General features: G+C 38.0%; 20 protein-coding genes. 13 read left to right on the forward strand and 7 right to left on the reverse strand.

Annotated elements, in window-relative coordinates:
• The 3 genes from B5V89_RS20485 to B5V89_RS15355 all read left to right on the forward strand — a co-directional run.
• On the forward strand, positions 1-760 hold a 760-nt coding region (locus B5V89_RS20485; RefSeq protein WP_244913513.1), incomplete at its 5' end, for a transposase.
• A gap of 536 nt (positions 761-1,296) precedes the next feature.
• The gene (pepF, locus tag B5V89_RS15350) at positions 1,297-3,084 is read left to right on the forward strand and encodes an oligoendopeptidase F (RefSeq protein WP_108072801.1); all 1,788 of its coding nucleotides are present in this window, start codon (positions 1,297-1,299) and stop codon (positions 3,082-3,084) included.
• Between the two features lie 126 nt (positions 3,085-3,210).
• Positions 3,211-3,441, forward strand: a complete 231-nt coding sequence (locus B5V89_RS15355; protein WP_133174942.1) for a hypothetical protein — start codon at positions 3,211-3,213, stop codon at positions 3,439-3,441.
• A gap of 115 nt (positions 3,442-3,556) precedes the next feature.
• On the opposite strand, the gene B5V89_RS15360 is transcribed toward B5V89_RS15355, so the two are convergent.
• A complete protein-coding gene (locus B5V89_RS15360) occupies positions 3,557-4,333 on the reverse strand; it encodes a class I SAM-dependent methyltransferase (protein ID WP_066235044.1) in 777 nt (258 codons plus the stop codon).
• A gap of 260 nt (positions 4,334-4,593) precedes the next feature.
• Between B5V89_RS15360 and katA the strand changes: the two genes are divergently transcribed.
• Together katA and megL are read left to right on the forward strand one after the other, a co-directional pair.
• A complete protein-coding gene (katA, locus tag B5V89_RS15365; protein ID WP_066235042.1) occupies positions 4,594-6,048 on the forward strand; it encodes a catalase KatA in 1,455 nt (484 codons plus the stop codon).
• A gap of 382 nt (positions 6,049-6,430) precedes the next feature.
• Positions 6,431-7,612, forward strand: a complete 1,182-nt coding sequence (megL, locus tag B5V89_RS15370; protein WP_108072803.1) for a methionine gamma-lyase — start codon at positions 6,431-6,433, stop codon at positions 7,610-7,612.
• A 74-nt stretch (positions 7,613-7,686) separates the two neighbouring features.
• On the opposite strand, the gene B5V89_RS15375 is transcribed toward megL, so the two are convergent.
• Together B5V89_RS15375 and B5V89_RS15380 are read right to left on the reverse strand one after the other, a co-directional pair.
• Complete coding sequence (locus B5V89_RS15375; protein WP_108072805.1) at positions 7,687-8,526, reverse strand: aldo/keto reductase; 840 nt, start codon at positions 8,524-8,526, stop codon at positions 7,687-7,689.
• A gap of 54 nt (positions 8,527-8,580) precedes the next feature.
• Positions 8,581-9,780, reverse strand: a complete 1,200-nt coding sequence (locus tag B5V89_RS15380) for an MFS transporter (protein WP_108072807.1) — start codon at positions 9,778-9,780, stop codon at positions 8,581-8,583.
• A 185-nt stretch (positions 9,781-9,965) separates the two neighbouring features.
• Here B5V89_RS15380 and B5V89_RS15385 point away from each other — a divergent pair, with 185 nt between their 5' ends.
• The 4 genes from B5V89_RS15385 to liaG all read left to right on the forward strand — a co-directional run bounded on the left by B5V89_RS15385 (position 9,966) and on the right by liaG (position 12,805).
• The gene (locus tag B5V89_RS15385; RefSeq protein ID WP_108072809.1) at positions 9,966-10,337 is read left to right on the forward strand and encodes a winged helix-turn-helix transcriptional regulator; all 372 of its coding nucleotides are present in this window, start codon (positions 9,966-9,968) and stop codon (positions 10,335-10,337) included.
• A 62-nt stretch (positions 10,338-10,399) separates the two neighbouring features.
• Positions 10,400-11,368, forward strand: a complete 969-nt coding sequence (locus tag B5V89_RS15390; protein WP_108072811.1) for a 2-hydroxyacid dehydrogenase — start codon at positions 10,400-10,402, stop codon at positions 11,366-11,368.
• A 12-nt stretch (positions 11,369-11,380) separates the two neighbouring features.
• Positions 11,381-11,848: an NUDIX hydrolase gene (locus B5V89_RS15395; RefSeq protein WP_108072814.1), complete on the forward strand. Its 468-nt coding sequence runs from the start codon at positions 11,381-11,383 to the stop codon at positions 11,846-11,848.
• Between the two features lie 99 nt (positions 11,849-11,947).
• A complete protein-coding gene (gene liaG / locus B5V89_RS15400; RefSeq protein WP_108072816.1) occupies positions 11,948-12,805 on the forward strand; it encodes a LiaG family protein in 858 nt (285 codons plus the stop codon).
• Between the two features lie 56 nt (positions 12,806-12,861).
• On the opposite strand, the gene B5V89_RS15405 is transcribed toward liaG, so the two are convergent.
• Positions 12,862-14,328 carry an MDR family MFS transporter gene (locus B5V89_RS15405; RefSeq protein WP_108072818.1) on the reverse strand — a complete coding sequence of 489 codons (1,467 nt, stop codon included), beginning with the start codon at positions 14,326-14,328 and terminating at the stop codon, positions 12,862-12,864.
• Between the two features lie 628 nt (positions 14,329-14,956).
• On the opposite strand from B5V89_RS15405, the gene B5V89_RS15410 reads away from it, so the two are divergent.
• Positions 14,957-19,318, forward strand: coding sequence for a S8 family serine peptidase (locus tag B5V89_RS15410; RefSeq protein ID WP_108072820.1), 4,362 nt, complete (start codon positions 14,957-14,959; stop codon positions 19,316-19,318).
• A 464-nt stretch (positions 19,319-19,782) separates the two neighbouring features.
• Positions 19,783-21,039, forward strand: coding sequence for a GTPase HflX (gene hflX, locus B5V89_RS15415; RefSeq protein ID WP_107920656.1), 1,257 nt, complete (start codon positions 19,783-19,785; stop codon positions 21,037-21,039).
• 118 nt (positions 21,040-21,157) lie between these two features.
• On the opposite strand, the gene B5V89_RS15420 is transcribed toward hflX, so the two are convergent.
• Together B5V89_RS15420 and B5V89_RS15425 are read right to left on the reverse strand one after the other, a co-directional pair.
• Positions 21,158-21,556: a hypothetical protein gene (locus tag B5V89_RS15420; protein WP_108072822.1), complete on the reverse strand. Its 399-nt coding sequence runs from the start codon at positions 21,554-21,556 to the stop codon at positions 21,158-21,160.
• Between the two features lie 555 nt (positions 21,557-22,111).
• On the reverse strand, positions 22,112-23,149 hold the full coding sequence (locus tag B5V89_RS15425) for a YeiH family protein (RefSeq protein ID WP_066235003.1): 1,038 nt from the start codon (positions 23,147-23,149) through the stop codon (positions 22,112-22,114).
• 118 nt (positions 23,150-23,267) lie between these two features.
• Between B5V89_RS15425 and B5V89_RS15430 the strand changes: the two genes are divergently transcribed.
• Positions 23,268-24,164, forward strand: coding sequence for a LysR family transcriptional regulator (locus B5V89_RS15430; protein WP_107920528.1), 897 nt, complete (start codon positions 23,268-23,270; stop codon positions 24,162-24,164).
• 410 nt (positions 24,165-24,574) lie between these two features.
• Here B5V89_RS15430 and cyoE read toward each other — a convergent pair whose 3' ends face one another.
• Complete coding sequence (gene cyoE, locus B5V89_RS15435) at positions 24,575-25,516, reverse strand: heme o synthase (RefSeq protein ID WP_066235000.1); 942 nt, start codon at positions 25,514-25,516, stop codon at positions 24,575-24,577.
• Positions 25,517-25,721: 205 nt separating this feature from the next.
• On the opposite strand from cyoE, the gene B5V89_RS15440 reads away from it, so the two are divergent.
• The gene (locus B5V89_RS15440; RefSeq protein ID WP_160331479.1) at positions 25,722-25,997 is read left to right on the forward strand and encodes a DnaA N-terminal domain-containing protein; all 276 of its coding nucleotides are present in this window, start codon (positions 25,722-25,724) and stop codon (positions 25,995-25,997) included.
• Positions 25,998-26,007 lie beyond the last annotated feature (10 nt).

Consider the following 26,007-nt stretch of genomic DNA (forward strand, 5'->3'; position numbering starts at 1 on the left):
AGCACAATCCATTTCAGGGAGGATTACTGCACCAAATTTTTGGAGAAGAATAAATGGTCTGCAAAAACAAATCGTGAACGATACTTCACATGGAATCGTCAAATTCGCAAAGGAGCATAAGTGTGATGTGATTGTATTTGAGTACCTTGATCAAATGAAAATGCCTAAAGGATTTTGGGGTGCGAAAAAACTCCGTTTCAAACTTCGGTATTGGCGAAAGAAAGGCATACAAAATAAAGTCGAAGAAATGGCCCATTACCTAGGAATGAGAATTTCAAGGATTAACGCTCGAAATACAAGTGCTTTAGCATTTGATGGCTCTGGAAAAGTGCAACGAAATGCTAAAAAAGACCTCGCTACGTTTACAACAGGAAAAGTGTATCATGCAGATTTACAAGCTTCATATAATATAGGGGCCCGTTATTTTATTCGTGCCATTCAAATTTCTCATGGAAATTCTCTGTTACGTCATGCAGGACTACACCTAGCTGAAGCAAGTTCAGGTAAATGGAAAGGGCAGATTGTCATTTCGAAACGTGGTAGGTCAAGACTTCGACGCTTCCTCTACTTAGCAACTATGAGCCTTGTGGTGAATAACCCTGAGTTTAAAGCTATCCATTCCCATAATGTGAGGGTTAAGAAGATAAAGAAAATGAAATCAATAATGAAACTGATAGGCAAACTAGCAAGGATTATTGTAGGAATAGCACGACGAAACGAATCTTACTGTCCAAATAAAGTCCAAGTATTAGCAGCATAAAAATAAACAATCGTTATATAAAATGTATCATTTAAAATACTTAACATAGATTTTGAATATTGTCTTATTCGTAGGATTTCAAATATGTACGGAGTACCAGGTTTCTCCAACAAAAGGGCAATGTGCCCCATTCGATTTAGCATAACTGGCCTCCACCCCTTGGATAGGCATGACGAAGGAATGAGAGGGCGAATGACCCGTTGAGACATGGGAGGGAAAGCCTCCAGGGGCGGCGTGGAGATGTACATTATATGGTAAAATGTGGAGTAGTAGCTAACTCCTTTATTTAACTATGCCTTCACGGAGCCAAAATAAACTGAACTCATTTCATTTATCAACTAATTTAATTCAAGGGTTATGAAATCCTGCGAATAAGTGAGCATTTAAGAGATAAACGTATCAAACTGAGGGAGTTGGAGAGGTTCACCAAAAAATAGGAAAATGTACTTACGAAAAATTCTAACTATTTGAGTTGTTATCGGTTATAGTAAATAGTATCAACGTAAAAGATTTACGAGAAACAAGGGAGTGTTTTGATGATTACCTATGCATCAAGAAGTGATGTGCCGGAGGGTGAAAAGTGGAAATTAGAGGATATTTATCCTTCTATAGAAGAGTGGGAAGCAGACGTACAAAAGATCGGACAAATGGCAGAAGGATTGAAGAAATACGATGGGAATATCCATAATGGCCAAACTTTATTATCCTATTTGTCAGAAAACGAAAAGGTATCTTTTTCTTTTAACAAAGTAGCTGCCTATGCAATGTTACAAGTTGATATTGATACACGTAATTCATTTGCCCAGTCACTACAAGATCGCACCAAGCAATTAGGTGTAAAATTGAGTGCGGCCACTTCTTTTTTTATGCCATTTCTATTAAGTTTGGAAGAAGCTACATTAAAGAAGTATATTGCAGAAGAAGAGGGTTTAACTTATTTTGAAAGAGATTTGTTTGAAGCATATCGCTATAAAGCACATGTATTAAGTAAAGAAAAAGAAGAAGTCATCTCTCAGTTAGGAGAAGCACTTTCTTCACCTAGTCATACATATAGCATGATAAATAATGCAGATATTAAATTTGGAGAAGTGACCAATGAGGATGGGAAAAAAGTAGAACTGACACGAGGGATGTACTCCAAACTGATTGAAAATAAGGATCGGAACAAACGAAAAGAAGCGTATAAAGCCTATTACCAACCATATGTTCAGTTGAAAAACTCGATTGCATCCACTTTAGCAGCAGCGGTGAAAAATAATGCCACGATTGCACGAATGCGAAACTATCCTTCCGCATTGGAAAAGGCATTATTTAGTGATTCCGTTCCAAAGGAAGTATATGAAAATTTAATTGCAACGACTAAAGCGCATATCGCACCAATGCATCGCTACTCGGAAATACGTAGAGAAATGCTCGGTGTAGAGGAACTGCGCCAATATGATTTATCTGTTCCTTTAGTGGAAGGGGCTGAACAAGACATCTGCTTTGAACAGGCATATGCCACGATGCTTAAAGCGCTTTCGCCACTCGGGGAAGAGTATACGAGAACACTGGAGTCCTTTAAAGATGCAAGATATATTGATGTGCGGGAAACACCCGGAAAACGTACAGGTGCCTATAATTTAGGCGTATATGGGGTACATCCATTTGTCTTATTAAATCATCATGATGACTTAAATAGTTTATTTACACTCGTGCATGAAATGGGGCATGCGATGCACAGTCATTTTTCACATAAAACTCAGCCGCAAATTACAGCAAAATATAGCATTTTTGTAGCAGAAGTTGCATCAACAGTAAATGAAGTATTGCTCATTCACTATTTACTTGAACAAGTAGAGGATGAAAAAGTGCGAAAATACCTGATCAATCATTTTATTGATAAATTTAAAGGAACACTATTTACCCAAGTAATGTTTGCCGAGTTTGAAAAAATTACTCATGAGAAAGCTGAAAAGGGAGAAGCATTAAATGCGAACGTGTTCAGTGAGATCTATGAATCATTATTCCGCGAATATAATGGAGATTGCGTTGTTTTCGATGATGAGGTGAAATATGGTTGGTCGAGAATTCCTCACTTCTATCGCCCATTTTACGTTTATAAATATGCAACAGGCTTTGCATCTGCCATTCATTTAGCGGATCGAATTTTAAAAGGAGACCAAGAAACTTTAGCGTCTTATCTTGAATTCTTGAAAAGCGGCAGCTCGGATTATCCGTTAGAATTGTTGAAAAAAACAGGTGTCGACTTAACATCACCAGAGCCGATACAAAATGCGCTGAAGCAATTTAGTGAATTGGTGGATGAATTTGCGAAAATGTAAGTAGGTGTCCCTGATTTTATGAAAATACATTGAATAAAACGGACCAAATCGTATATCGATTTGGTCTTTTTGATTGCTTTGTTTTCTAGTTCCGCTAATATCAAGACGAAGTTGTGATAGGATTTCATGGAAAGAAGGGAAAAATGTATAAGGAAGGAATGGATGCATATAGTTTCTCATGGAAAGAAGGGAAAAATGTATAAGGAAAGAGAGGATACGTATAGATTTTTATGGGAAGAAGGGAAAATGTATAAGGAAAGGGAGGATGCGTATAGATTTTCATGGGAAGAGGGAAAAATGTATAAGGAAAGGGAGGATACGTATAGATTTTCATGGGGAGAAAGAAAAAATGTATAAGCATAGAGCCGATCCTTATACATTTTCATAGATTCAACGCCAAAATGTATAAGGAAGCCTAGGTATATACATTCTTCTAAAATGAATCAAATTAAGAAATAGACCAATCTTATAATTATTTTTTATCCGCCTTCCAAATCGTCCAACGATCTTTTTCAACAATCGGTTGATGGCCGGGTAACTTTTCCTTCAGATAATCGACTAGGTCTTGCAATTGATAATCATTTAGCTCATGAAGGATGGAACGACCTGTTCGATTTATTACATCATCAAAAAGTTCTTGCCGCGTTTTATAGTTCCTCCTTGTTTCCCACAATGTATGTTCAGAAAATGTTTCAAAGCCAGTGTGCTTCAATGCATCACGAACATTCTCGCCGGAATGTCTTCGCGAAATTTCCTTTTCTACTAACTGTGGGTATTTTGTAAAAAAATATCCCCTAATATGTTCAGTACTTCCTTCAACTAAGCAATCATCAGGTGTACGATCTTGAATCATGCATGAGCCTCCACGTTTTAATATACGAAAGATTTCTTGAAAACAAGTTTCAATATCATTTAGATGATGGATAACTGCACGTATGAGCACGATATCGTATTGTTCACTAGGCAATCCCGTTTGTAAGGCATTGCCTAGCCTGAATTCAATATTTTGATAGGATTGCAAATTAACTTTTGCAGCAGAAAGCATCTTTTCTGAAAAATCCAGGCAGGTTACATGCAAGGCCCCCATATCTGCTAGAGCTTTTGCATAAATTCCACCGCCACAACCGATATCTAGCACTCTTTTTCCTTTAATATCGCATATCTGCTTAACAAATTGTATCCAAGAAGAGTCCGCTTCTCTTCTTGCATAGGTAAAATGGTCGTTTGGATTCTGAAAATTGATTGTCATCGCCAATCCCTCCCTGTTCTTGCTTTTAGATTAGCTCTATATATTTCATTAGTAAATTTAATAATTTTTATAAATACCCATAAGTATTTGTTATTTTGGACATAAATCTTGTACTTATGAATAACATGTGTAGTGGGAAAGAGAGAGGTAATCATTTAGTATTTCTTACTAAATTATAATTATTATAAAAAAGTATTGATTTTATTTTAATAAGTGTTATTATAGTTTCATAGTCAAAATAACTTGATGAGGTGATTTGATTGAGTACAAATAAGAAGTTAACGACAAGTTGGGGTGCACCAGTAGGAGATAATCAAAATTCAATGACAGCTGGCTCCCGTGGACCGACATTAATTCAAGACGTACATTTACTAGAGAAATTAGCTCATTTTAATAGAGAACGTGTACCGGAACGTGTTGTTCATGCCAAAGGTGCGGGTGCACACGGATATTTTGAAGTAACAAATGATGTTTCACAATACACGAAAGCAAAAGTATTTAATGGAGTGGGTAAACGTACACCATTATTCATCCGTTTCTCAACAGTAGCTGGTGAAAATGGTTCTGCTGATACAGTTCGTGATCCTCGCGGCTTTGCAGTTAAATTTTATACAGAGGATGGCAACTACGATATCGTAGGGAATAACACCCCTGTTTTCTTTATTCGTGATGCAATCAAATTCCCTGATTTCATTCATACACAAAAGCGTGATCCGCAAACACATTTGAAAAACCCTACAGCGATTTGGGATTTCTGGTCTTTATCACCTGAATCTTTACATCAAGTAACGATTTTGATGTCTGACCGTGGAATACCTGCTACATTCCGCCATATGCATGGCTACGGAAGCCATACATTTAAATGGGTGAATGAAGAAGGCGAAGGCGTTTGGATTAAATATCATTTTAGAACTGAACAAGGTGTGAAAAACTTAGCACCTGATTTAGCGGCTAAATTAGCGGGAGAAAATCCTGATTATCATACAGAAGATCTATTTAATGCGATTGAAAAAGGCGACTTCCCAGAGTGGAAGTTATATGTACAAATTATGCCTCTAGAGGACGCTAATACGTATCGCTTTGATCCATTTGATGTGACGAAGGTATGGTCACAAAAAGACTATCCATTAATTGAAGTCGGTCGAATGGTGCTTGATCGTAATCCGGAAAACTATTTTGCTGAAGTCGAACAAGCGACATTCTCACCTGGAACATTAGTACCTGGTGTCGATGTATCACCAGATAAGATGTTGCAAGGCCGTTTGTTTGCATATGCTGATGCCCACCGTTACCGTGTAGGTGCGAACCATAATCAATTACCAATCAACCGTCCGAAAAATGAAGTAAATAACTATCAACGTGATGGCCAAATGCGTTTTGGTAATAATGGTGGAGGCTCCGTATATTACGAACCAAATAGCTTCGATGGGCCGGCAGAATCACCGGAAGACAAACAGGCTGCTTATGCTGTTTCGGGATATGCGGATGCTGTTGCTTATGATCAATTCGACCATTATACTCAAGCGGGTGATTTGTATCGTTTGCTAAGTGAGGAAGAGCGTACACGCTTAGTTGCAAATATCGTTGAAGCAATGAAGCCTGTGAAGGTAGAAGAAATTAAGCTTCGTCAAATTCAGCATTTTTATAAAGCAGATCCGGAATATGGAAATCGCATAGCTGAAGGTCTAGGATTACCTCTACCTCAAGAAGTTTAATAGCATATTTATAAAAGTAGTATAGTAATCTCAATTTATTTCTCAAATTCTCAGGTTAGAGTAGGTATCCGTTTGCAGACGGGTACCTATTTTTAAATAGTGCATATTTTATATAAGGTGATCGTAATGTAAAAGGAGTGTTCGAATATGTTAAACAAAACAATTTGTCCTATATGTCATACAAAAATAAAATACTTAAAACATAGTATTCTTTGTAAATGCGGGATGAAATGTAAAACCAAAAAAACAATTGCTTAGTTATAAATGATCAGTTTAATTATCAATGTACCACTCCTTCCTAATTGTGAAAACGCTTCCAATATCTTTTTAATTAGCATATGATAGATATAGAGCTTCATATTTTTAGGGGGAGGTTACACAAATGGGGAAGCAAAAGAGGTTTGAAACAGAGGTTATTCATTGTGGATATGATTCGCTGCAACATCAAGGCAGCCTTGTTCCGCCGCTATTTCAAACGTCCACCTTTACATTTCCGTCAGCCGCAGAGGGAGAACGTCGATTTGCGGGAGAGTCGGAGGGGTATGTTTATTCACGTTTAGGAAATCCTACCGTAAAAGTACTTGAGGAAAGAATGGCAGCCTTGGAAAAAGGGGAGGTCGCACTTGCCTTCGGATCAGGAATGGCTGCTGTATCTGCAACTCTTTTTTACTTAACGAAAACAGGTGATCACATTCTTTGTTCGGAAGGAATATATGGCTGTACATTTGGGCTGCTGCAATTAATGAAAAAGAAGCATCAAATTCAGCATGATCTTATCCATTTTGCCGATGAAGAAACGGTCCGCGCAGCGATTCGCGATAATACAACCTGTATTTATATTGAAACACCGATTAATCCGACGATGAAGCTCGTAGATTTAGAGATGGTTTCTCGGGTTGCAAAGGAAAAAGGCATCCCGGTCGTCGTTGATAATACGTTTTGTTCTCCGTACTTACAGCAGCCATTAACATTAGGATGTGATTATGTCATCCATAGTGCAACGAAATATATTGGTGGACATGGTGACGTGATTGCTGGGATTGTCGTTGGCAGGAAGGAAGAAATGGGTGAAATGGCCATGACGACGCTGAAAGATATTGGAGGAATCATTAGCCCATTCGATGCCTGGTTGCTCATTAGAGGGTTAAAAACATTACCAGTGAGACTTGATCGCCATTGTGAAAATGCGAAAAAAATAGCAGTCCAACTGAAAAAGCATCCGAAAGTAAAGACGATGTACTTTCCTGGGGATCCGGATTTTCCACAATATGAGCTGGCTAATCGTCAAATGAAGCATCCTGGTGGAATGATCAGCTTTGAAATTGATGGAACAAAAGAAGAGGCCCAAGCCTTTTTAAATCACTGCCAATTAATTAAAATCGCTGTCAGCTTAGGTGATTCGGAATCACTCATTCAGCATCCAGCAACAATGACCCATGCAGTCGTACCTGAAGAGGAACGTTTGAAAATGGGGATAACCGACCAACTCATTCGTCTGTCTGTAGGGCTCGAAGCGTGGGAAGATATTTGGGAGGATTTACAACAAGCGTTGGATCAGTTGTGATATAGCTAAAAAGAAGCAGAGCAAACCCCATATGATTTGCTCTGCTTTTTCTATCGAATCTTTACGTAATCTTTTTAGAAATCAAAGTTATCAGGATCTGGTCCCACACGATGGTTCTCATTTAAACTATCGATTCGTTTCATATCATCAGCTGATAATTCAAAATCAAAGATGGTAGAGTTTTCAATAATTCGGTGTTCTTTTGTTGATTTAGGTATTGTGATAATACCATTTTGCAAATCCCATCGTAAAATTACTTGAGCGACTGATTTATTATATTTTGTTCCTATTTCTTGTAATGTAAAGTTATCTAGTAACTGGCCTTGCATTAAAGGTGACCATGCTTCCAATTGAAGTTGATGCTGTTTACAAAAAGCGAGAAGTTCTTTTTGGGATAAACGTGGGTGCAGTTCCACTTGGTTCACCATTGGTTTAATTTCTGCATCCTCCATTAAGTTTTGCAGATGATGAATTTGGAAGTTGCTTACGCCGATTGCTTTAACTTTTCCTTCTTGATAAAGGGTTTCTAATGCTTTCCAAGAATCTTTATATTTTCCCTCAACTGGCCAGTGAATAAGATAAAGATCTAAGTAATCTAATCCAAGTTTAGTTAGACTTGTATTAAATGCTTCAAGTGTTTTTTCGTATCCTAAGTCTGCATTCCAAACTTTGGATGTAACAAATAATTCTTCGCGAGATATGCCCGCTGCTTTTAATCCTTCACGAATTCCGATGCCTACGCCTTCTTCATTTTCATATACAGCAGCTGTATCGATACTCCGATATCCATTTTTGATTGCTGATGAAACTGAATGAATGGTGTCATCATTTGGTACTTTAAATACACCAAGTCCTAACCAAGGCATTTTTACACCATTATGCAATGTTGTTGTATCTTGTAAGTTTTTTATCATTTTAAATAATCTCCTAGAATCTGTTGGAAAAATTATGAATTAATTTGTTTTGTTTTAGTGAATTATATTTTTTTGATCTTTTCGTTCTAACGTGCGACTAATTCCAGTAAGAATTACCGCACCTACGACCATTAATGAACCTATCCAAGCTGTGTGAATGATTCCCATGGAATGGATGATGATGCCGCCCAAATAAGAGCCAATTGCTATCCCTGCATTAAATGCGGCAATATTTATTGCTGATGCGACATCAATTGCTGATGGCACAAATCGTTCAGCCAACATGACTACATACACTTGTAGGCCGGGTACATTCATGAAAGCTAATAATCCCATAAAGAGAATAGTTATTAATCCAGCTAGCTTATATGGTGCTGTGAATGTTAATACAAAAAGAACGACTGCCTGAACAATAAACATATAGAATAGTGCATCTATAGGGTTTCGATTGGATAATTTTCCTCCGATCATGTTACCAATGGCAATCATAATTCCGTAAATTAGTAAAATGGCTGCAACAGTACCTTCCTTAAAGCCAGTAATTTCTTGTAATAATGGAGAAAGATAAGTAAAGACAACAAATGTTCCTCCATACCCTAAGGCTGTAATTATAAATAGCAAAAGTAGACGACTGTTGGTAACTAATTTAAATTGATCACGAAAGCTTGTCCGAGTAACGGATTTTCTTAAATCAGACGGTATTAAAATACTATTAGCGATAAAAGCAATTACACCGACGATAATTATTACAATGAAGGCGATTCTCCATCCGAATTGTTGCCCAATAAATGTACCAAATGGAACACCGGTTACTGTTGCAACTGTAAGTCCTGTAAACATAATTGAAATTGCACTTGCCCTGCGGTTTTCCGGAACTAAATCAGCTGCAATGGTCGAACCGATAGACATAAATACACCATGTGAAAATGCTGAAATCACTCTTGCAATTAGCAGTACAGCAATAGTAGTTGCACTGCTAGCAATGCTATTGCCGATGATAAAAACAACCATAATCCAAAGTAATAAGGCTTTCCGTGGTATCCTTGAGGTAACAGCTGTAAGGATTGGTGCTCCGAAAGTAACTCCTAACGCATATAATGAAACAGTTAAACCTGCTGTAGTAACAGGAATGTGTAAATCATCTGCAATAAGTGGCAATAATCCCACACTTATAAATTCCGTTGTACCAATCGCGAATGCACTTACTGCTAGAGCCAATAGTGCGAATGTACTTCTTCTTTTATCCAGTGACATGAACTCTCTCCTCCTCTATAAAAAGTGAATAAAAACACAAATGTGTGTGTGAATAGAAAAAATTAACCGGCAAATGATATTATGAGATATAACGATCTTAATGAAAAGTACGCACTTTTTTGTAATATAGGTACAAAAAAGTAATATAGGCACTTAAAAGTACCTATAGGATGAGGAGGATTACAATGCAGAAAAAGAAATACAATATATCAGTTGAAGCGACGTTAGAAGTGATCGGTGGGAAGTGGAAATGTGTGATTCTTTGCCATTTAACACATGGGAAGAAGCGGACGAGTGAATTAAAACGGTTAATGCCGAATATTACACAAAAGATGCTGACGCAGCAACTAAGAGAACTTGAGGAGGATGGCGTCATCAATCGTATCGTATATCAACAAATCCCTCCTAAAGTGGAATATGAGCTAAGTGATTATGGATGGAGTTTAGAAAGTATATTGAATGCTTTATGTGATTGGGGTGAAAAACATATTACGAAGGTGTACGGGGACACATTTTCTGTACTGGAAGAAAATATTTTAAATGATCATTTAAAATGATAAAGGAAAACTCCAATTGTATCTAGAAGATATGGAGGGATACGACAAATGAGGTGTAAACAATGAAACCAAAAATTTATATAACTCGTAAAATACCAGAAGTAATTTACGATCAATTAACTGAGTTTGCGACCGTCCGTATGTGGGAAGAAGAGGAGACTCCAGTACCTCGGGAACTTTTATTACAGGAAGTTCGCGATATTGAAGGGTTGTTCTGTCTTTTAACAGAAACGATCGATGAAGAAGTGATCCAGCAGGCACCAAAGCTAAAAATCATTAGTAATATGGCCGTAGGATTTAATAATATCGATGTGACATATGCTAATAAACATGACGTGATTGTGACGAATACCCCGGGAGTGCTCACAGAAACGACCGCGGATCTTACTTTTGCATTAATGATGGCGACGGCAAGAAGATTAGTCGAAGCATCTGAATATTTACGTAAAGGTGATTGGAAAACATGGTCACCAATGCAACTAACAGGTAGAGATATTTATGGTGCCACGCTAGGAATTATCGGAATGGGAAGGATTGGACAAGCGCTTGCTAGAAGAGCAATCGGGTTTGGAATGAATATCCTTTACTATAATCGTTCGCGAAAAACTGAAATAGAAAAGAAATTAGGGGTTGAATACTGTGAATTTGAATCATTACTACAACAAGCAGATTTCATCAGTCTTCTACTTCCTTATAGTCCGGAGGTCCATCACTTAATAGGCGAAAAAGAATTTAAACAGATGAAAAAGACCGCAATTTTAATTAACACTGCACGGGGTGGAATTGTTGATGAAAGTGCTTTATATCATGCATTGAAAAACGGTGAACTTTGGGCAGCCGGCTTAGATGTTTTTGAAAAAGAACCGATTGATTTAGATTCACCGCTTTTATCATTGCCAAATGTGGTGACCCTTCCTCATATCGGAAGTGCAAGCGAAGCAACAAGACTAAAAATGGCTGAAATCGCCGCCAATAATATCATTCAAGTGTTAAAGGGCGGCCAGCCAATAACACCAGTGAAAATAAAATGAAGAGGTTAGACAATGGGATATATTGAAGAATTACGAAAGCTTGTTGGAACAAGACCATTAAATTTAGTAGGATCTGTCGTTGTAATGGTGGATGAAAAAGGGAGGATTCTGTTACAGCAAAGAAAGTATCCAAAGGAATCATGGGGGCTTCCTGGAGGGCTGATGGAGTTAGGAGAATCAGCGGAAGAAACGGCAAAACGGGAAGTGTATGAAGAGACGAGATTAGTTGTTGATGACTTACAGCTTATTAACGTTTACTCGGGTAAAAACTATTATATGAAGGCGGCAAATGGTGATGAATTCTACTCTGTAACTGTTGCCTACTATTCAAATACCTTTCATGGGGAAATGCAGGCCGACCAAACAGAAATTAATGATTGCTTATTTATAGACCCACATCAATTACCAGAGAAAATTGTCGGAAGTCATCGGGAAATTGTTGAGGATTATTTGTGTTTAATTAAAAACAGGAGTCACTAAGCCTCAAGTCTGAACGAATATTCATTCTAAAGTGCATTGTTGGAAGATTGTCCACTCCTATATGATGTATGTATAGAAGAAGGGAAAGGACGATATGCAATGAAAAAATTATTATTATTTTTACTCGTTCTTGTCGGTTTATATTTTATCGGCTCGAGTATAAAAGAGGCATCTTGGTTTCCGTTTAGTAAGGGTGATGCACATACTCAATCAATAAAACACATTGACTTACTTGATTTAAAGGTCGATAGCTCGAATACTGTCATTATTCCAGAAGATCGGGAAGATGTTAAAGCGGAACTAGAGGGCAAAGGAAAATTAGATGTTGATCGAAGTGGAGACACTATTCGAATCGAAGTAAAACGGAAATGGTTTCAACATTTTGGGTTTTGGAACAAAAGCAAACTGACGGTGCATGTTCCTCGAGAATATAATCGCGATTTGAATGTGACGATCGGATCCGGGAAGTTAACAATGGAAGGTCCTTCAAAAAAAGATCCAATGAAGTTGAAAAACATGAACGTGAATATGGGTTCAGGTCAGTTAGATCTAGAAAACTTAGATGTAAAACAGTATAAACATAATGGCTCATCAGGCATGGCAAATCTATCTTCTATCTCCACTCAAACGGGAGAAATTCGAATGAGTTCTGGTATTGTCAATGTGGATGGCTATGAAGGAGAACTTGATGCGACGCTATCTTCTGGTAAATTAAATGTTCAAATGGATAAGCTTGAGGATTCCATTAATGTCCATGTAAGTTCAGGTTTAGCCACGCTTGATTTACCTGATAATGCAGATTTCACCTTGAAAGGAAAAGTAAGCAGTGGAGATATTTCTTGTGATTTCCCACTTGAAAGCCAAGAAGTAGGTAATCATAAAGTGAACGGAAAACATGGTTCAGGAAAGCATACAATTGATGTTACGGTATCTAGCGGAAAAGTGAATATTTATTGATAATTAATGATTGAAAAGGCTGGTATCAAACTTGATACCAGCCTCTTCCTTTTAACTTATCCTCTTTCTTCTGCTTTTAATTTTGGAGATAAAAATGCAACAAAGAAGCCTAATAAGGCAATCACCATCATTGCAATAAATAGATGGTGCAGACCAAACACGAGAATTTCCCTTAAAGAAGATCGTGCTTCTTCAGGCAGCTTCTGTGCCAAGTTAGGATTAATCAATTGATTAAGACTATCTGTTTTTACATGGGAATGTGCGGTTTTTGTTACAACGGTCGAATTAAAGTAAGTTCCAAGTATGGCCACCCCGACGGACTGTCCTAATGTACGGAAAAACGTATTAGATGCAGTAGCCGCCCCGCGCATCGACCAATCAACTGCAGACTGAGAACTAACCATCGTTATCGTCATAACCATTCCGAAGCCAACTCCGATTAATGCAGCTAATAAATAGAAAAATAGCTCAGGTGTGTTAATCGAGAAAAACATTAACCAAATCGCCGAAATAACGATAATTCCCATACCGACTGCAACGGTTACACGTTCACCTTGACGCAGCAACATTCGCCCGCCGAGAAATGAACCAATCATCCATGTAAGAGACATTGGCGCCAACATTAAACCTGAAATAGTAGCTCCGTGGCCAATAACCCCTTGAACCCACATCGGAAAATAAACAGTTATACCAATTAATATACAACTTGCGAGAAAACCAACCGCATTAGCGACCGAGATGGCCCTTAAACGAAATAGCTGTAATGGAATCATCGGTTCTTTTGCTTTCGATTCAATAAAAACGAATAATATAAGTAAGATAATTGCACTTATAAGCAAAAGAATAATCGATGGAGATGTCCAATTATGCGTATCGCCGCCGCGTTGTAAGGCATAAAGCAAGGCGAGCATACCTATCGAAAAAGTAATCGCACCGGCAAAGTCGATTTTTTTCTTCGTTTTTTCGATATTTTCCTTCAAAGAAAAGCCAACCATCAGCATCGCGGCAATTCCGAATGGAACATTAATATAGAATATCCAATGCCATGATAGCTGATCGACGAAAAAACCACCGACAAGTGGACCAATAACACCGGCAATTCCCCAAGCGGCCCCCATAAACCCTAGTACCTTTGCCCGTTTTTCATATGGATAGATGTCCCCGATAATCGTAGTTGTGACGGGCAAAATGGCACCAGCACCAATTCCTTGGATCGCACGATAAATAATTAATTGTTCCATCGTTTGTGAAAGTCCACAAAGTGCAGAGCCAATAAGGAAAATAATTGTACCAAGTGTAAAAATAAATTTTCTGCCGTATAAATCAGAAAGCTTTCCAAAAATCGGAACAGTTACAGCAGAAGTAAGTAAATATATTGCAAAAACCCAATTCATTAATTCGATCCCTTTTAAATTACTGACAATTGTCGGCATTGCAGTACTAACGATAGTTCCTTCAATGGCAGTCAAAAAGGTTGCAACAAAAAGGGCGATCGTTACAGTTCGTTTATTTGTTTTCTTCATTCCTATCCTCCATTTTTCTTATTGCTACTGACTAGTATCATTCGAGACCTTCTATTTTGTCAAATATATCGTACAAGTATACGAAAGAAGTCATTATAGAATACCAATGCATGTCAAAAGAAGGATACTCATTAATAAAACAGTCTCAAAAGTAGTTCGTATTACCAAAATATAAAACTCTTTGTTATCAACTACAAGGACTTTCGGATTAATTCAGACAATGAATAATGATTCATAATTATCCCTACTAGGTTGATGTATATATTTTTTTGGGGGTTGAAATGGAATTTTTTTAACATAGTAAGGAGTCCCTATATGATTTATTAATAGAAGGGTTATTTTGCCAATATTTTCGCTGTGTAACAAAAATTACACTCCTGGTAATATTTAGTACTTTTGCCCCTGCTTAATAATTTCCATTCCTACGAAATGACTAAATCCTGAAAATTCAGACCTTAGTCGACAAATTTAGACAATTTTTTTAAAACCTAAGCGATATATTTAAGTTGACAACTAAGAACCTTCACCAAGAAAGTCTAGAGAAAGGAGGATACAGTTGTCATTTCTATTGTCAAAGGCTTTTTTCATGAACGAAAAGAGCAAATTATTTTGAAGGGGAGGAAAAAGAATGCCGAGGAAGAAAAAGGTTGTGAAGGCCACAAGTGTATTGGCCACAGTGTTAATGTCAGTTTCGCTTTTAACACCAAGTTTTGCGAATGCTGCTTCATTATCAGTAACGAAAAAACCACATACATCGGTTTTGGATTCGAGTGTTACGAAGTCGAAAATTAGTGATGCACTTCTTAAAAAGTTCAACACAGCCGATGAAAAGGTAACCTTTTTAATCAAATTTAAGGAACAGGCTGATACAGCTAAAGTTGCTAAAAAAGCGGCAACCAATGCCAAAAAGGCGAAGCTGTCAGGAATTAAAACAAAGCTTGCAAAACGATCAGCGGTTGTCTCCGAATTAAGAGCGACTGCGATAGAAACACAAGACGATGTGATTAAGTATTTAAAAAAGGAAAAGAAAAACGGCAATGTAAAGAATTTTGAATCCTTCTATATTGTCAATGGGATGGCAATAACAGCTACGAAGGAAGTCATGCAAAAGCTTGCTGGCTTTGAAGCGGTAGCGAAAGTCCTCCCGAACGAAACGCGTCAGCTATATAAAACAGGTGTAGCTGCACCGAATAAACAGGATCAAAAAGCTGAAAAGAATACAAAAGCTGAAAAAAGTGCAAAAACAGCTGAGAAAAAAGCTGGCACTAACAATATTGAATGGAATATTGATCGCGTAGGTGCACCACAAGTTTGGGATATGGGAATTGATGGATCGGGAACGGTCATCGCCAATATCGATACAGGTGTACAATGGGATCACCCGGCATTAAAAGAAAAATATCGTGGTTACAATGCAGCAAACCCAAATAGCCCAAATCATGAAATGAACTGGTTTGATGCAACTGCAGGTCAGTCTACTCCGTATGATGACCAAGGACATGGTACACATACAATGGGAACAATGGTCGGTTCTGAGCCTAATGGGGCGAACCAAATTGGTGTAGCTCCTGGAGCAAAGTGGATTGCGGTAAAAGCGTTCACAGCTACGGGTGGCACAGACGCAGATCTACTAGAAGCTGCTGAATGGATTCTTGCTCCAAAGGATGCACAAGGGAATCCACATCCTGAAATGGCGCCAGATGTTGTCAATAACTCATGGGGCGGCGGCCGTGGAATTGATGAATGGTATCGCGAAATGGTTCAAAACTGGCGAGCAGCGGAAATTTTCCCAGAATTCTCTGCGGGGAACACAGACATATTTGAACCTGGTGGACCAGGATCAATCGCAAATCCAGCAAACTATCCTGAAAGCTTTGCGACTGGTGCAACAGATATCAACAATAAATTAGGAAGCTTCTCCTTACAAGGTCCTTCTCCATATGGTGAAATAAAGCCTGATATTGCTGCACCTGGAGTAAATATTCGTTCTTCTGTACCTGGAGGCGTGTATGAAGGCGGTTGGAATGGAACTTCGATGGCTGGACCGCATGTATCAGCTGTAGTTGCGTTGTTACGGCAAGTAAACTCATCATTGACAGTTGATCAAATTGAAGAAATTTTAATGAACACTGCAACGCCTTTAACAGATACCACTTTCCCTGAAAGTCCAAACAATGGCTATGGACACGGATTAGTGAATGCATTTGATGCAGTTTCATCCATTATGAATGGTCTAGGAAAAGTGAAAGGTCAAGTAACGAAAGACGGGGATGACAATGAAGCTCCAACTTTCGAACATAGTGCACCAACTGAAACATATGCAGGAATGGATTTACCTTTAACAGTCCAAGTAAGTGATAATATTAGCGTATCTTCAGTTACTTTGGAATATAAAGAAGGAAATGAATGGAAGAGCATTGATGCACAAAGAAAATCAGGTGATTTTAAATCTGGAGAATATTCCGCGAAGATTCCTGGGGATAAAATTGCTACTCCTTCTTTAACGTATCGTTGGAAAATGAATGACTTTGGTAATAATGAAGTGACAAGTAATGAATACAGTGTAGAAGTGAAACCTGGAATCACTGTTGGCTATTCTCAAGACTTTGAATCTACACCAACGGGCTGGAGCTCTTTTGGAACAAAAGATTCATGGCAATGGGGTGTACCAACTTCCGGACTAAGAAGTGCTGCCTCCGGTGAAAAGGTTTATGCGACAAACCTTGCTGGAAACTATGATAACAGTGCAAACATGACGTTGGTAATGCCGCCAATCGATCTTCCGGAAGGTAATTCATACCTTCAATTTAAAAACTGGTATGAGCTAGAAACTCGTTATGATTTCGCTCATGTATTTGTTTCAACAGATAGGGAAAATTGGACACAGCTTCTACGTTTAAATGGAACAACAACTGCATGGACAGATCAAGAAGTAGATCTATCTGCTTACGCAGGTCAACGAATCTACATTGGCTTCAACGTAACTACGGATGGAAGTGTACAAAAACAAGGTTGGTATATTGATGATGTGAAGCTTTCCGCTAATTCGATTAGCAGTAAAACTTCCAAAGGCAACATGAATCTTGGAGTCGAAAAAGGCGATGACAAGGATTCTATGAAAAAAGAAAAGGTAAATCCAGCTTCAATTAAGCCAGAATTACCTAAAAAGGATGCCCCTCCGGCGAAAGAGGAACAAGTTAATCCTACACTATTACCGATGAATGCTCAAGTAAGTGTAGTAGAAACTGGACGTTCAGTAACAACAAATCCAGCTAACGGCGAATATGAAATGACACATGCAGCTGGCGACTATACTATACAAGCAGATGCATATGGATTCCGTTCTAAGCAACAACGTGTAACGATTGAAAATGATGGGGTAGCAACAGCTAACTTTGTTTTAGATGAGCTGCCAAAAGGAAATATTAGTGGTACGGTGAAAAACAAATCGACTGGGGAGCCTTTACAAGGTGCAACGGTTCTACTTGTTGAAGACGCTGCGGTGACACCGGTACAAACGGATGCGAATGGACACTATGAATTAACTGCTTATGAAGGCACATATACGTTGAAAATCATTGCACCATTCTATCATGGCCAAGAAAAACAAGTAACGGTAGAAGGTGGAGAAACAGCAAACGTTAATATTGATTTAGTTCCAATCATTAGTTACCCTGGCGGAGAAATTGGTTATGACGATGGTACAGCTGAAAATGCGCGTGCATTCTATGATGCGGGTAATGGCTGGGCAGTGAAAATGTCACTACCTGAAGGTAAAAAGACGGCAATTGTTACAGCTGGAGTGTTCCGTTTCTGGGATACTGAATGGCCTGTACCAGGTGGAACAGAGTTCAAAGTAGAAGTTTGGGATGCAACAGGAACTAATGGCGCACCAGGTAAGAAGATTGCTGGTCCAATCAATGCGACTGCACTTCGTAATGGTGAGTGGACAGTTGTTGATTTATCTGGAGAAGGAATCTCAGTAAATGGTGACTTCTACATGGTTTACATTCAAAGTAAAATTAACACTGCTTCTCCAGGCTTAGCAACAGATGAAAGCAGTCCAAATGCAAAACGCAGCTGGCAATACGTAGGCGGAGCATGGAGTCAATCTCCTGCAGATGAAGGAAACTATATGATTCGTGCCCGTGTAAGCTATGAAGTGGACGTACCAGCAATCACTTCACCTAAAGATGGTTCATTTACAAATGAAGGAACAGTAACTGTAGAAGGAACTGCTTCACCTTCAACAAATGTACACATCTTAAACAATGGTGAAGAGGTGAAAACTGTTCAAGCAACAGATAAAGGAACATTCTCTGCAGATGTGGCTCTAACTGAAGGAGAAAATGTCCTAACAGCGAAAGCTTCTGTGGAATCTGGTTCAACAGAACCGTCCGCACCAGTTAAAGTGGTGTATGACAAAACAAAACCGAATTTGATAATCGATAGTCCGAAAAATGATTCTAAGACAAATAAGGAAACAGTAACTGTTGAAGGTAAGGTCAGCGACGCCAATCTTGATTGGGTTAAAGTTGACGGTCAAAAAGCTACTGTAACCGATGGTAAATATTCAAAACGTGTGATGCTTGAAAATGGCGAAAACGTCATTAAAGTCGTTGCTCAAGACAAAGCGGGCAATAAAGTAACGAAGAAGGTAACCGTACATGCACAGTACGATGCACCTGCAATCGAAAATCTATTGCCAGATGCTGACAAGAATTTGAAGAAAGGTGATTCAATCAAAATCGAATTTGATAGTGCACCGGGATTAAAAGCAACATTCGCTATTCACATGCCTTTAACAAACGTTTCCAGTGATAATGCAACGGAATTGCCAATGATGGAAACATCATCTGGTCATTATGTTGGCTACTGGACCGTACCAAATGGCACAAAAGCAGATGGAGCGGTAGTCGAAGTAAAAGTAAAAGACGATTATGGCAATGTAGGAACAAAACTGGCGAGCGGTAAGCTTTATATTAAGTAATCTAATCCGAGTCCCCCCTGACTCGAAAATAGATGTTGCCTAGCAAGGAAAACCCCCCCTTGCTAGGTTTTTTGTTTTTCTATAAGGATTTTCTTTTCTTTATTGTTATCTACATATTGATGTGGTAATATTAAGATAACTTTTTTAGAACGGAGGGGTAGCCTTGAAGTTTGTAAGAATCCGATTTAAGGCTTTGTGCCGCTAATTAAATAGCGCAAGACTCTGCTAATCCTGTGCAGAGTAATCGGATTGGTCTGCCTACTTTTAGGAACCCTATTTTATTGAAACATTTATAGTATAAAGAGGGAGGAACGATTCTGCCCTCTTTTTTTGTTGTCTTTTTTTGGAACTGCTTATAAGGGTGCTCCCTTATTTTTGGGGAATTATATACATTATCCGATACTCAGGTGCGTGCAGCGAGCAGATTTGTAAGTTTATTTTTAGAAAATGGAGGGAGCAATTTTATGGAACTAAGGGAAAAAGCGATATTAGTAGGGGTTAATTTAAACCATCAAGACAATTTTGACTATTCAATGGAAGAGCTTCGAAATTTAACGGAAGCATGTGATATCGAAGTCGTTGGAGAAATTACACAAAATCTTCAAAGAATCAATAAATCACATTATGTAGGGACTGGAAAAATTGATGAAATTCGTGCGCTTGGGGAGATGGTAGAAGCAAATGTCATTATTTTTAATGATGAATTATCACCATCACAAATTCGAAATTTAGAGGCGGATATTGATTGTAAGGTTATTGACCGGACGATTTTAATATTAGATATTTTTGCTGAACGTGCGCGAACGAAAGAGGCACAGCTGCAAGTAGAGGTTGCCCAGCTGCAATATATGCTACCGCGCTTAGTCGGTCTTCGTGCATCTTTAGGTCGTCAGGGTGGTGGATCTGGCTTGGCCAACAGAGGTGCCGGAGAAACAAAGTTAGAACTTGATCGTCGAAAAATTGAGGCAAAAATCGTTGCCTTAAATAAAGAATTGGAGCATTTAGTTGCCCATCGGAAAACACAACGTAAACAACGGAAGAAAAATGATGTGCCTGTTGTTTCGCTCGTTGGCTATACAAACGCGGGGAAATCAACCATTATGAATGCGTTGGTAGAAAAATTTAACCCACTAGAAAATAAGCAGGTATTTGAAAAGGATATGCTATTTGCGACATTGGAAACTTCAGTTCGAAGCATTTCTTTAGCTGACCAAAAGTCATTTTTACTAACGGATACCGTCGGATTTGTTAGTAAGCTCCCTCACCATCTTGTTAAAGCATTTCGATCGACTTTAGAGGAAGTAGCAGAAAGTGACTTATTAATTCATGTCGTTGATTATTCCAATCCGAATTATGAACGGCTTATGGACATTACGAATGAAACATTAAAGGATATTGGAATTGAAAACATTCCAACCATCTATGCGTACAATAAATCTGATTTAATGGATGTTCAAATTCCGATGATTCGCGGTGAAGATGTATTTCTATCTGCAAAACAAAGAATTGGAATCGATGAATTAATCGAGTTGATTAGGAAGGAAATTTTCACAGATTATGTTCAGTGTGAAATGTTAGTTCCTTATGATCAAGGAAGGATTATTTCCTATTTTAAAGATCATGCAAATGTGATGGGGATGAGTTATGAGGAAACGGGAACGAAGCTTGTGTTGGAATGTAAAGAGAGTGATTATGAAAGGTATAAGGAATTTGTGATTTAAGGCGCTTTTCGTAAACATTGCTCTTTTTACAAAGAGATGCACTGATGCTAAATGGTATTACTAATACAATTGGGTTGGCTGATAAATGTCGTGAAAAAAGAGGATTGACCAATAGTAATCAATCCTCTTTTATTAAACTTGATATATCTTTTTCCCCAATGGGCTTATTAAGTGAATAATAAGTATCATTTATTTTAATTTCATTATCTAGGAAGGTTATATTAAATTCTTTATTGTTGGAAGAGAGAACGGCTTTATATATATAACCTTTTGTTTTTTCGTGATTTTCCATTTCTTTATATTCTTTTTCATTAAGAAGTTGAATAAATTGTTGTATTTTGTCTTTTTCAGTAATAGTGTGTCGGTTTCCATTTCTCCCGTCAATCACTTCTATTTTAGATACCGATTTATCACCTACAATCTCCATAAAATCCTTACTTCCTTTTGAACTTGTTTGAGAGCAACCACTAATTAATACTAAGACTAAAGATACCGATATTATAATAAAGTTTTTCATTTGATGGACGCACCTTGATTATATAGTCAAAATAAAAAGTGCATTTAACCCAATAATCTTTCGGTGTATTGTTCGATGTATCATATAGAATTTCCTCCTGTTTTCAATTATTAGATATGAGCGCGTATGTTATTTAAATATTTCTATTTATTGAAAAACCTCTGTTTATTGTAAAAAATTATTAAAAAAACACACGATTAGCAAATTAAAATTAAGGGGTAAAAAACTGTCCAAATTTGGTAGGAGGGTTTGTACTTATAACTGAAGGTTGATTTTACCGAGTTTGAAAAATAAACGGAAAAATTCCGTTAATTTAGGGAAATACTCATATTTCCCTAAAAATAAGGGGAGTTTTTCCGCTTACCTCATCCAAATCTTTGGATTTTGGCTCATTTAGAGCAGTTAATCGGAATAACTCCGCTTATATCTACATCTTAACCCACCCTTATATACAATAGACGGAAATTCTCCGCTTATTATTTATATAAAGTCTTGGTTCCTAAATGTGATCTAGTCTTTTTACATTCTATAGGCTTTTTTGTTTTATGAAAATTTTTACACGATAAAGTAAACGATGACGCTAAGACAGATCGATGTGATGACCATGGCGATAAGTGGTCGCAGGGCTTTGGTGCGAAGGTCTTTTATGCTGACGTTAAGGCCAAGGCCGACCATGGCAGCAGTTAGACACCATGTTGTTACATTGGAAACGCCATTCGTAAAGCCGTCGGATACAGGGATCTGACTTCCAAGAACATAGCTTCCGAATAGACTCATAACGATAAACCCAATTAAGAACCATGGAAATTCAATTTTATTTCCAGCAGTTTCTTTCCCGTGTTTTTTTCGATTCACAAAATACATGAAAATAAAGCAAAGCGGAACAAGAAGGAAAACACGTCCTAGTTTAGCTAGTAAACCGATTGCTAAGGAATCCTCTCCACCCGGTGCAGCGGCTAAGGCCACATGGGCAATTTCGTGTAAACTTGTGCCAGACCAAATCCCATACTCGACAGGGGTTAATGGTAAAATAGGGCGAAGAATTGTATAAGCAATGGCAAAGATTGTTCCAACTAAAGCAATAATTCCAACTCCAATTGCAGTCTCTTCGTCCTTTGATTTAATGATTGGAGCGACAGCGGCAATCGCAGCGGCCCCACACACTCCGGTTCCGACTCCTAATAAAAGGGAAATTGTTTTATCCGCTTTAAACACTTTAGCAAGCCACATCGTAAAGAGAATCGCAAAGGCGATCACACCTACATCACGAATAAGCAGACCGATTCCGTCTTGAAACACCGTATTAATATTTAATTTTAATCCGTATAAAATAATAGCGAATCTCAAAAGCTTCTTCGATGAAAAATTAATTCCCGATCGAATCGCTTCCGGGTATCCAAAAAATTGTCGGAACACAATAGCAATCACTATCGCGGATGCAAGCTGGCCGACATGATCGAATCCTGGGACTTTTGCTAAAAAGAAGCCAAGTAAAGCAATAAAAAAGGTAAATGCAATGCCACCGACCCAAAGGAGGGAAGACGGTTTTCGCTTCGGTTCCATCGGTTCAAGTACTTTTGCTCTTTCTTCCATGTCAACACCTCCAAAATTATTCTATACTATTACGATAATTCATCATTGACGATAAGGAAAATAAATATATATGATGTTCATAATAAGTAAAACTTATAAAGGGGGGAGGGAAGCTATGATGGATCAGCATTTACTCGTGTTTGTCACGGTTGTAGATAAGGGGAATTTTTCACGTGCGGCCGAGGAGCTTCATATGACGCAGCCTGCAGTGAGTCAATACATACAAGCATTGGAACGATCTTATGGGGCAAAGCTGCTTGATCGGAGCAATAAATTCGTTCGCTTAAATAAAGCAGGTGAGATTGTGTACTATCACGCAAAGGAAATTTTAGGACTTTATTCGAAAATGCAGGGCCTCATTGACGATTTGACGAATCGGGCAAGTGGACCGCTGTCTATTGGAGCGAGCTATACATTCGGTGAATATGTGCTGCCACACTTAATTGCGAAACTCCATCAACAATTTCCACTCATTAAACCTAAGATTACAATTGGGAATACGAAAGAGATCTCAGAGTTAGTTATTGGTCACCAACTGGATGTCGGAATTATTGAGGGAGAATATAAGGACCCGCATCTTTCAATTGAATCTTTTACCGAAGATATGATGTATGTTGTTGCCTCTTCCACTCATCCTTTATCTTTGCAAAAAAAGGAGATCCCAATTTCCGACTTAGAGAAGGAAACATGGATTATCCGCGAAATAGGCTCAGGAACGCGAGAGGCAACAGAAACCATTTTCAAACGGTTATCCATAGCTCCAACAGATACGATGGAATTCGGCAGTACCCAATTAATAAAAGAAACCGTAGAATCCGGATTGGGCATCACTCTTTTGTCTCAACTGGCAATAAGAAAGGAAATTTCGATGGGATTGTTAAAAACTCTCCCTGTTAAAGATACTCCTTTTAAAAGAAGTTTTTCAGTCGTCTTACGAACTTCCTTTCAAACGAAAGCACTGGAAGTATTTATAAGATTATTAAAGGAGCAGTTTAAAAAAAGGGGCTTCTCTTAACGATAAGTAGTTCCGTTTCGGTAGACCAATTAATGTCCTTTTTGAGGATAATCAAAATAAGCGGATATTTTCCGGTAAAATAGCAGAATGGATCTCGGTTCGGGGAATATAAGCGGAGTTTTTCCGATTAAGCAAAGCAAAATTACTTATTTTTGCGTTTTTCAAGTTAATAGTCGGAATCTTTCCGGCTATTTGAGGTATTTTCAGTGCTATTTCTTAAATAAGAGAAATTTTTCCGCTTATTTATCAAACTCGATTTAGCGTCTAAATGAGCTTGTACAACTTCTCCATTAGTTAACAAAAGCTTGAGAAAAAAATCCCAAGCTTTTGTGCTAATTATAATGTTATTTGTGCTGCGATTTTAGATTTTATCCATGTTATCGAAAACTACTTATCTTAACGAGACAGCCCTATAAAAATGTACTTCCAATAAAGGAATAAACAATGATGGTCGCAAAAAGAATAGTGAGATGATTAAGTGAAAAAATAAACATTGTTGTCGCCCATTTTTTAGTTGTCATTTTTTTATAGCCAACAATACTTAAGATAAGCCAGGCAATACTTAAAATGAGTGCGACTAACATAATCCCGATGCTAAATGTGATAAAAAGAAAACTTGCAGCAATTAAAGCAATCAAGTAGATATTTGTTTGTATATAAGTTCGCTTAAATCCTTTAACGACAGGAAGCATTGGAACATTTGCTGCTTTATAATCATCATACTTGCGGATGGCAATTGCATAAAAATGAGGCATTTGCCAAAGAACCATGATGACAAACAGGCCTAGAAGTGCTGGATGCATCATGTTAGTTGTAATCGCTGCCCAGCCAATAAGTGGAGGCATTGCTCCTGAAATACTTCCAACTTCCGTATTATAAATGGTACGGCGTTTCGTCCACATTGTATAAGGCACAACATAGAAGAATAAACCAAGAAGCCCGAAGAGTGCGGCAAGTGGTGTTGTAAATGCAAGGGATACTAATCCTACTACGGACATGATGATAGCAAGCAGGAGTACAGTTTTTGGCTGCAGTGCACCTGTTACTGTTGGGCGATTTTTTGTCCGTTCCATAATGGAATCAATATCACGGTCATATAAATTATTAAAAGCACCTGCAGCACCTATCACTAGAGCTGATCCGATCATCGCTAAAATGATCTCAGGAATCTTCTCAAGCGGGCTATAATCATTTATAAATAAAGCCAATGTTAACCCTGCAAACATGGCTAATAAGTTTGATTTAATAATACCGGTCTTAACCGTCTGTGCCAAAATGGTCGTTAGCGATTGTTTTGAGACTGCGCTAGACGTACTTTGAACACTTTTATCGATCTTTACATCGCTTCGCATAGTTATCCTCTTTCCTTTTTCCAAGGTTATCTGCCATATAAGTTTATCATAATTCATAGAAGAAAAGTTTGTTCAGCTTTGAACAATTTTTAACAGATATATAAACAACTGCTTTTCTTATGTTAGGAAAAAGGAATTACCCACCATTTTGTCGAATGTATGGGAGATGGAAATTGGTAAATGTAATTTGAAAGGAGCAAGAATATTGACCCATTCAAAAAAAATACATACAGAAAAAGTCGGACTTTGGGAAGAGGTACTAGATGAATTAAAGTTATCTCTCGAACCTAATGCGATTAAGACTTGGTTTAGTAAAGCAACAATCGATAGATTAAGCGAAAATGAAATGCTGGTTTGTGCGGTTAATGAATTCTCGGCAGACTGGATTAGGAAACATTTTCAAGCTGATCTCGAAAAGGCTGTATGCAAAGTATTGGATCAGAAGGTTCGCATTCATATTTCTGTTCAATCGTCGAAGTAAACGAGATAAA

The organism is Heyndrickxia sporothermodurans (assembly GCF_003055045.1).
Classification (GTDB): Bacteria; Bacillota; Bacilli; order Bacillales; family Bacillaceae_C; genus Heyndrickxia; species Heyndrickxia sporothermodurans.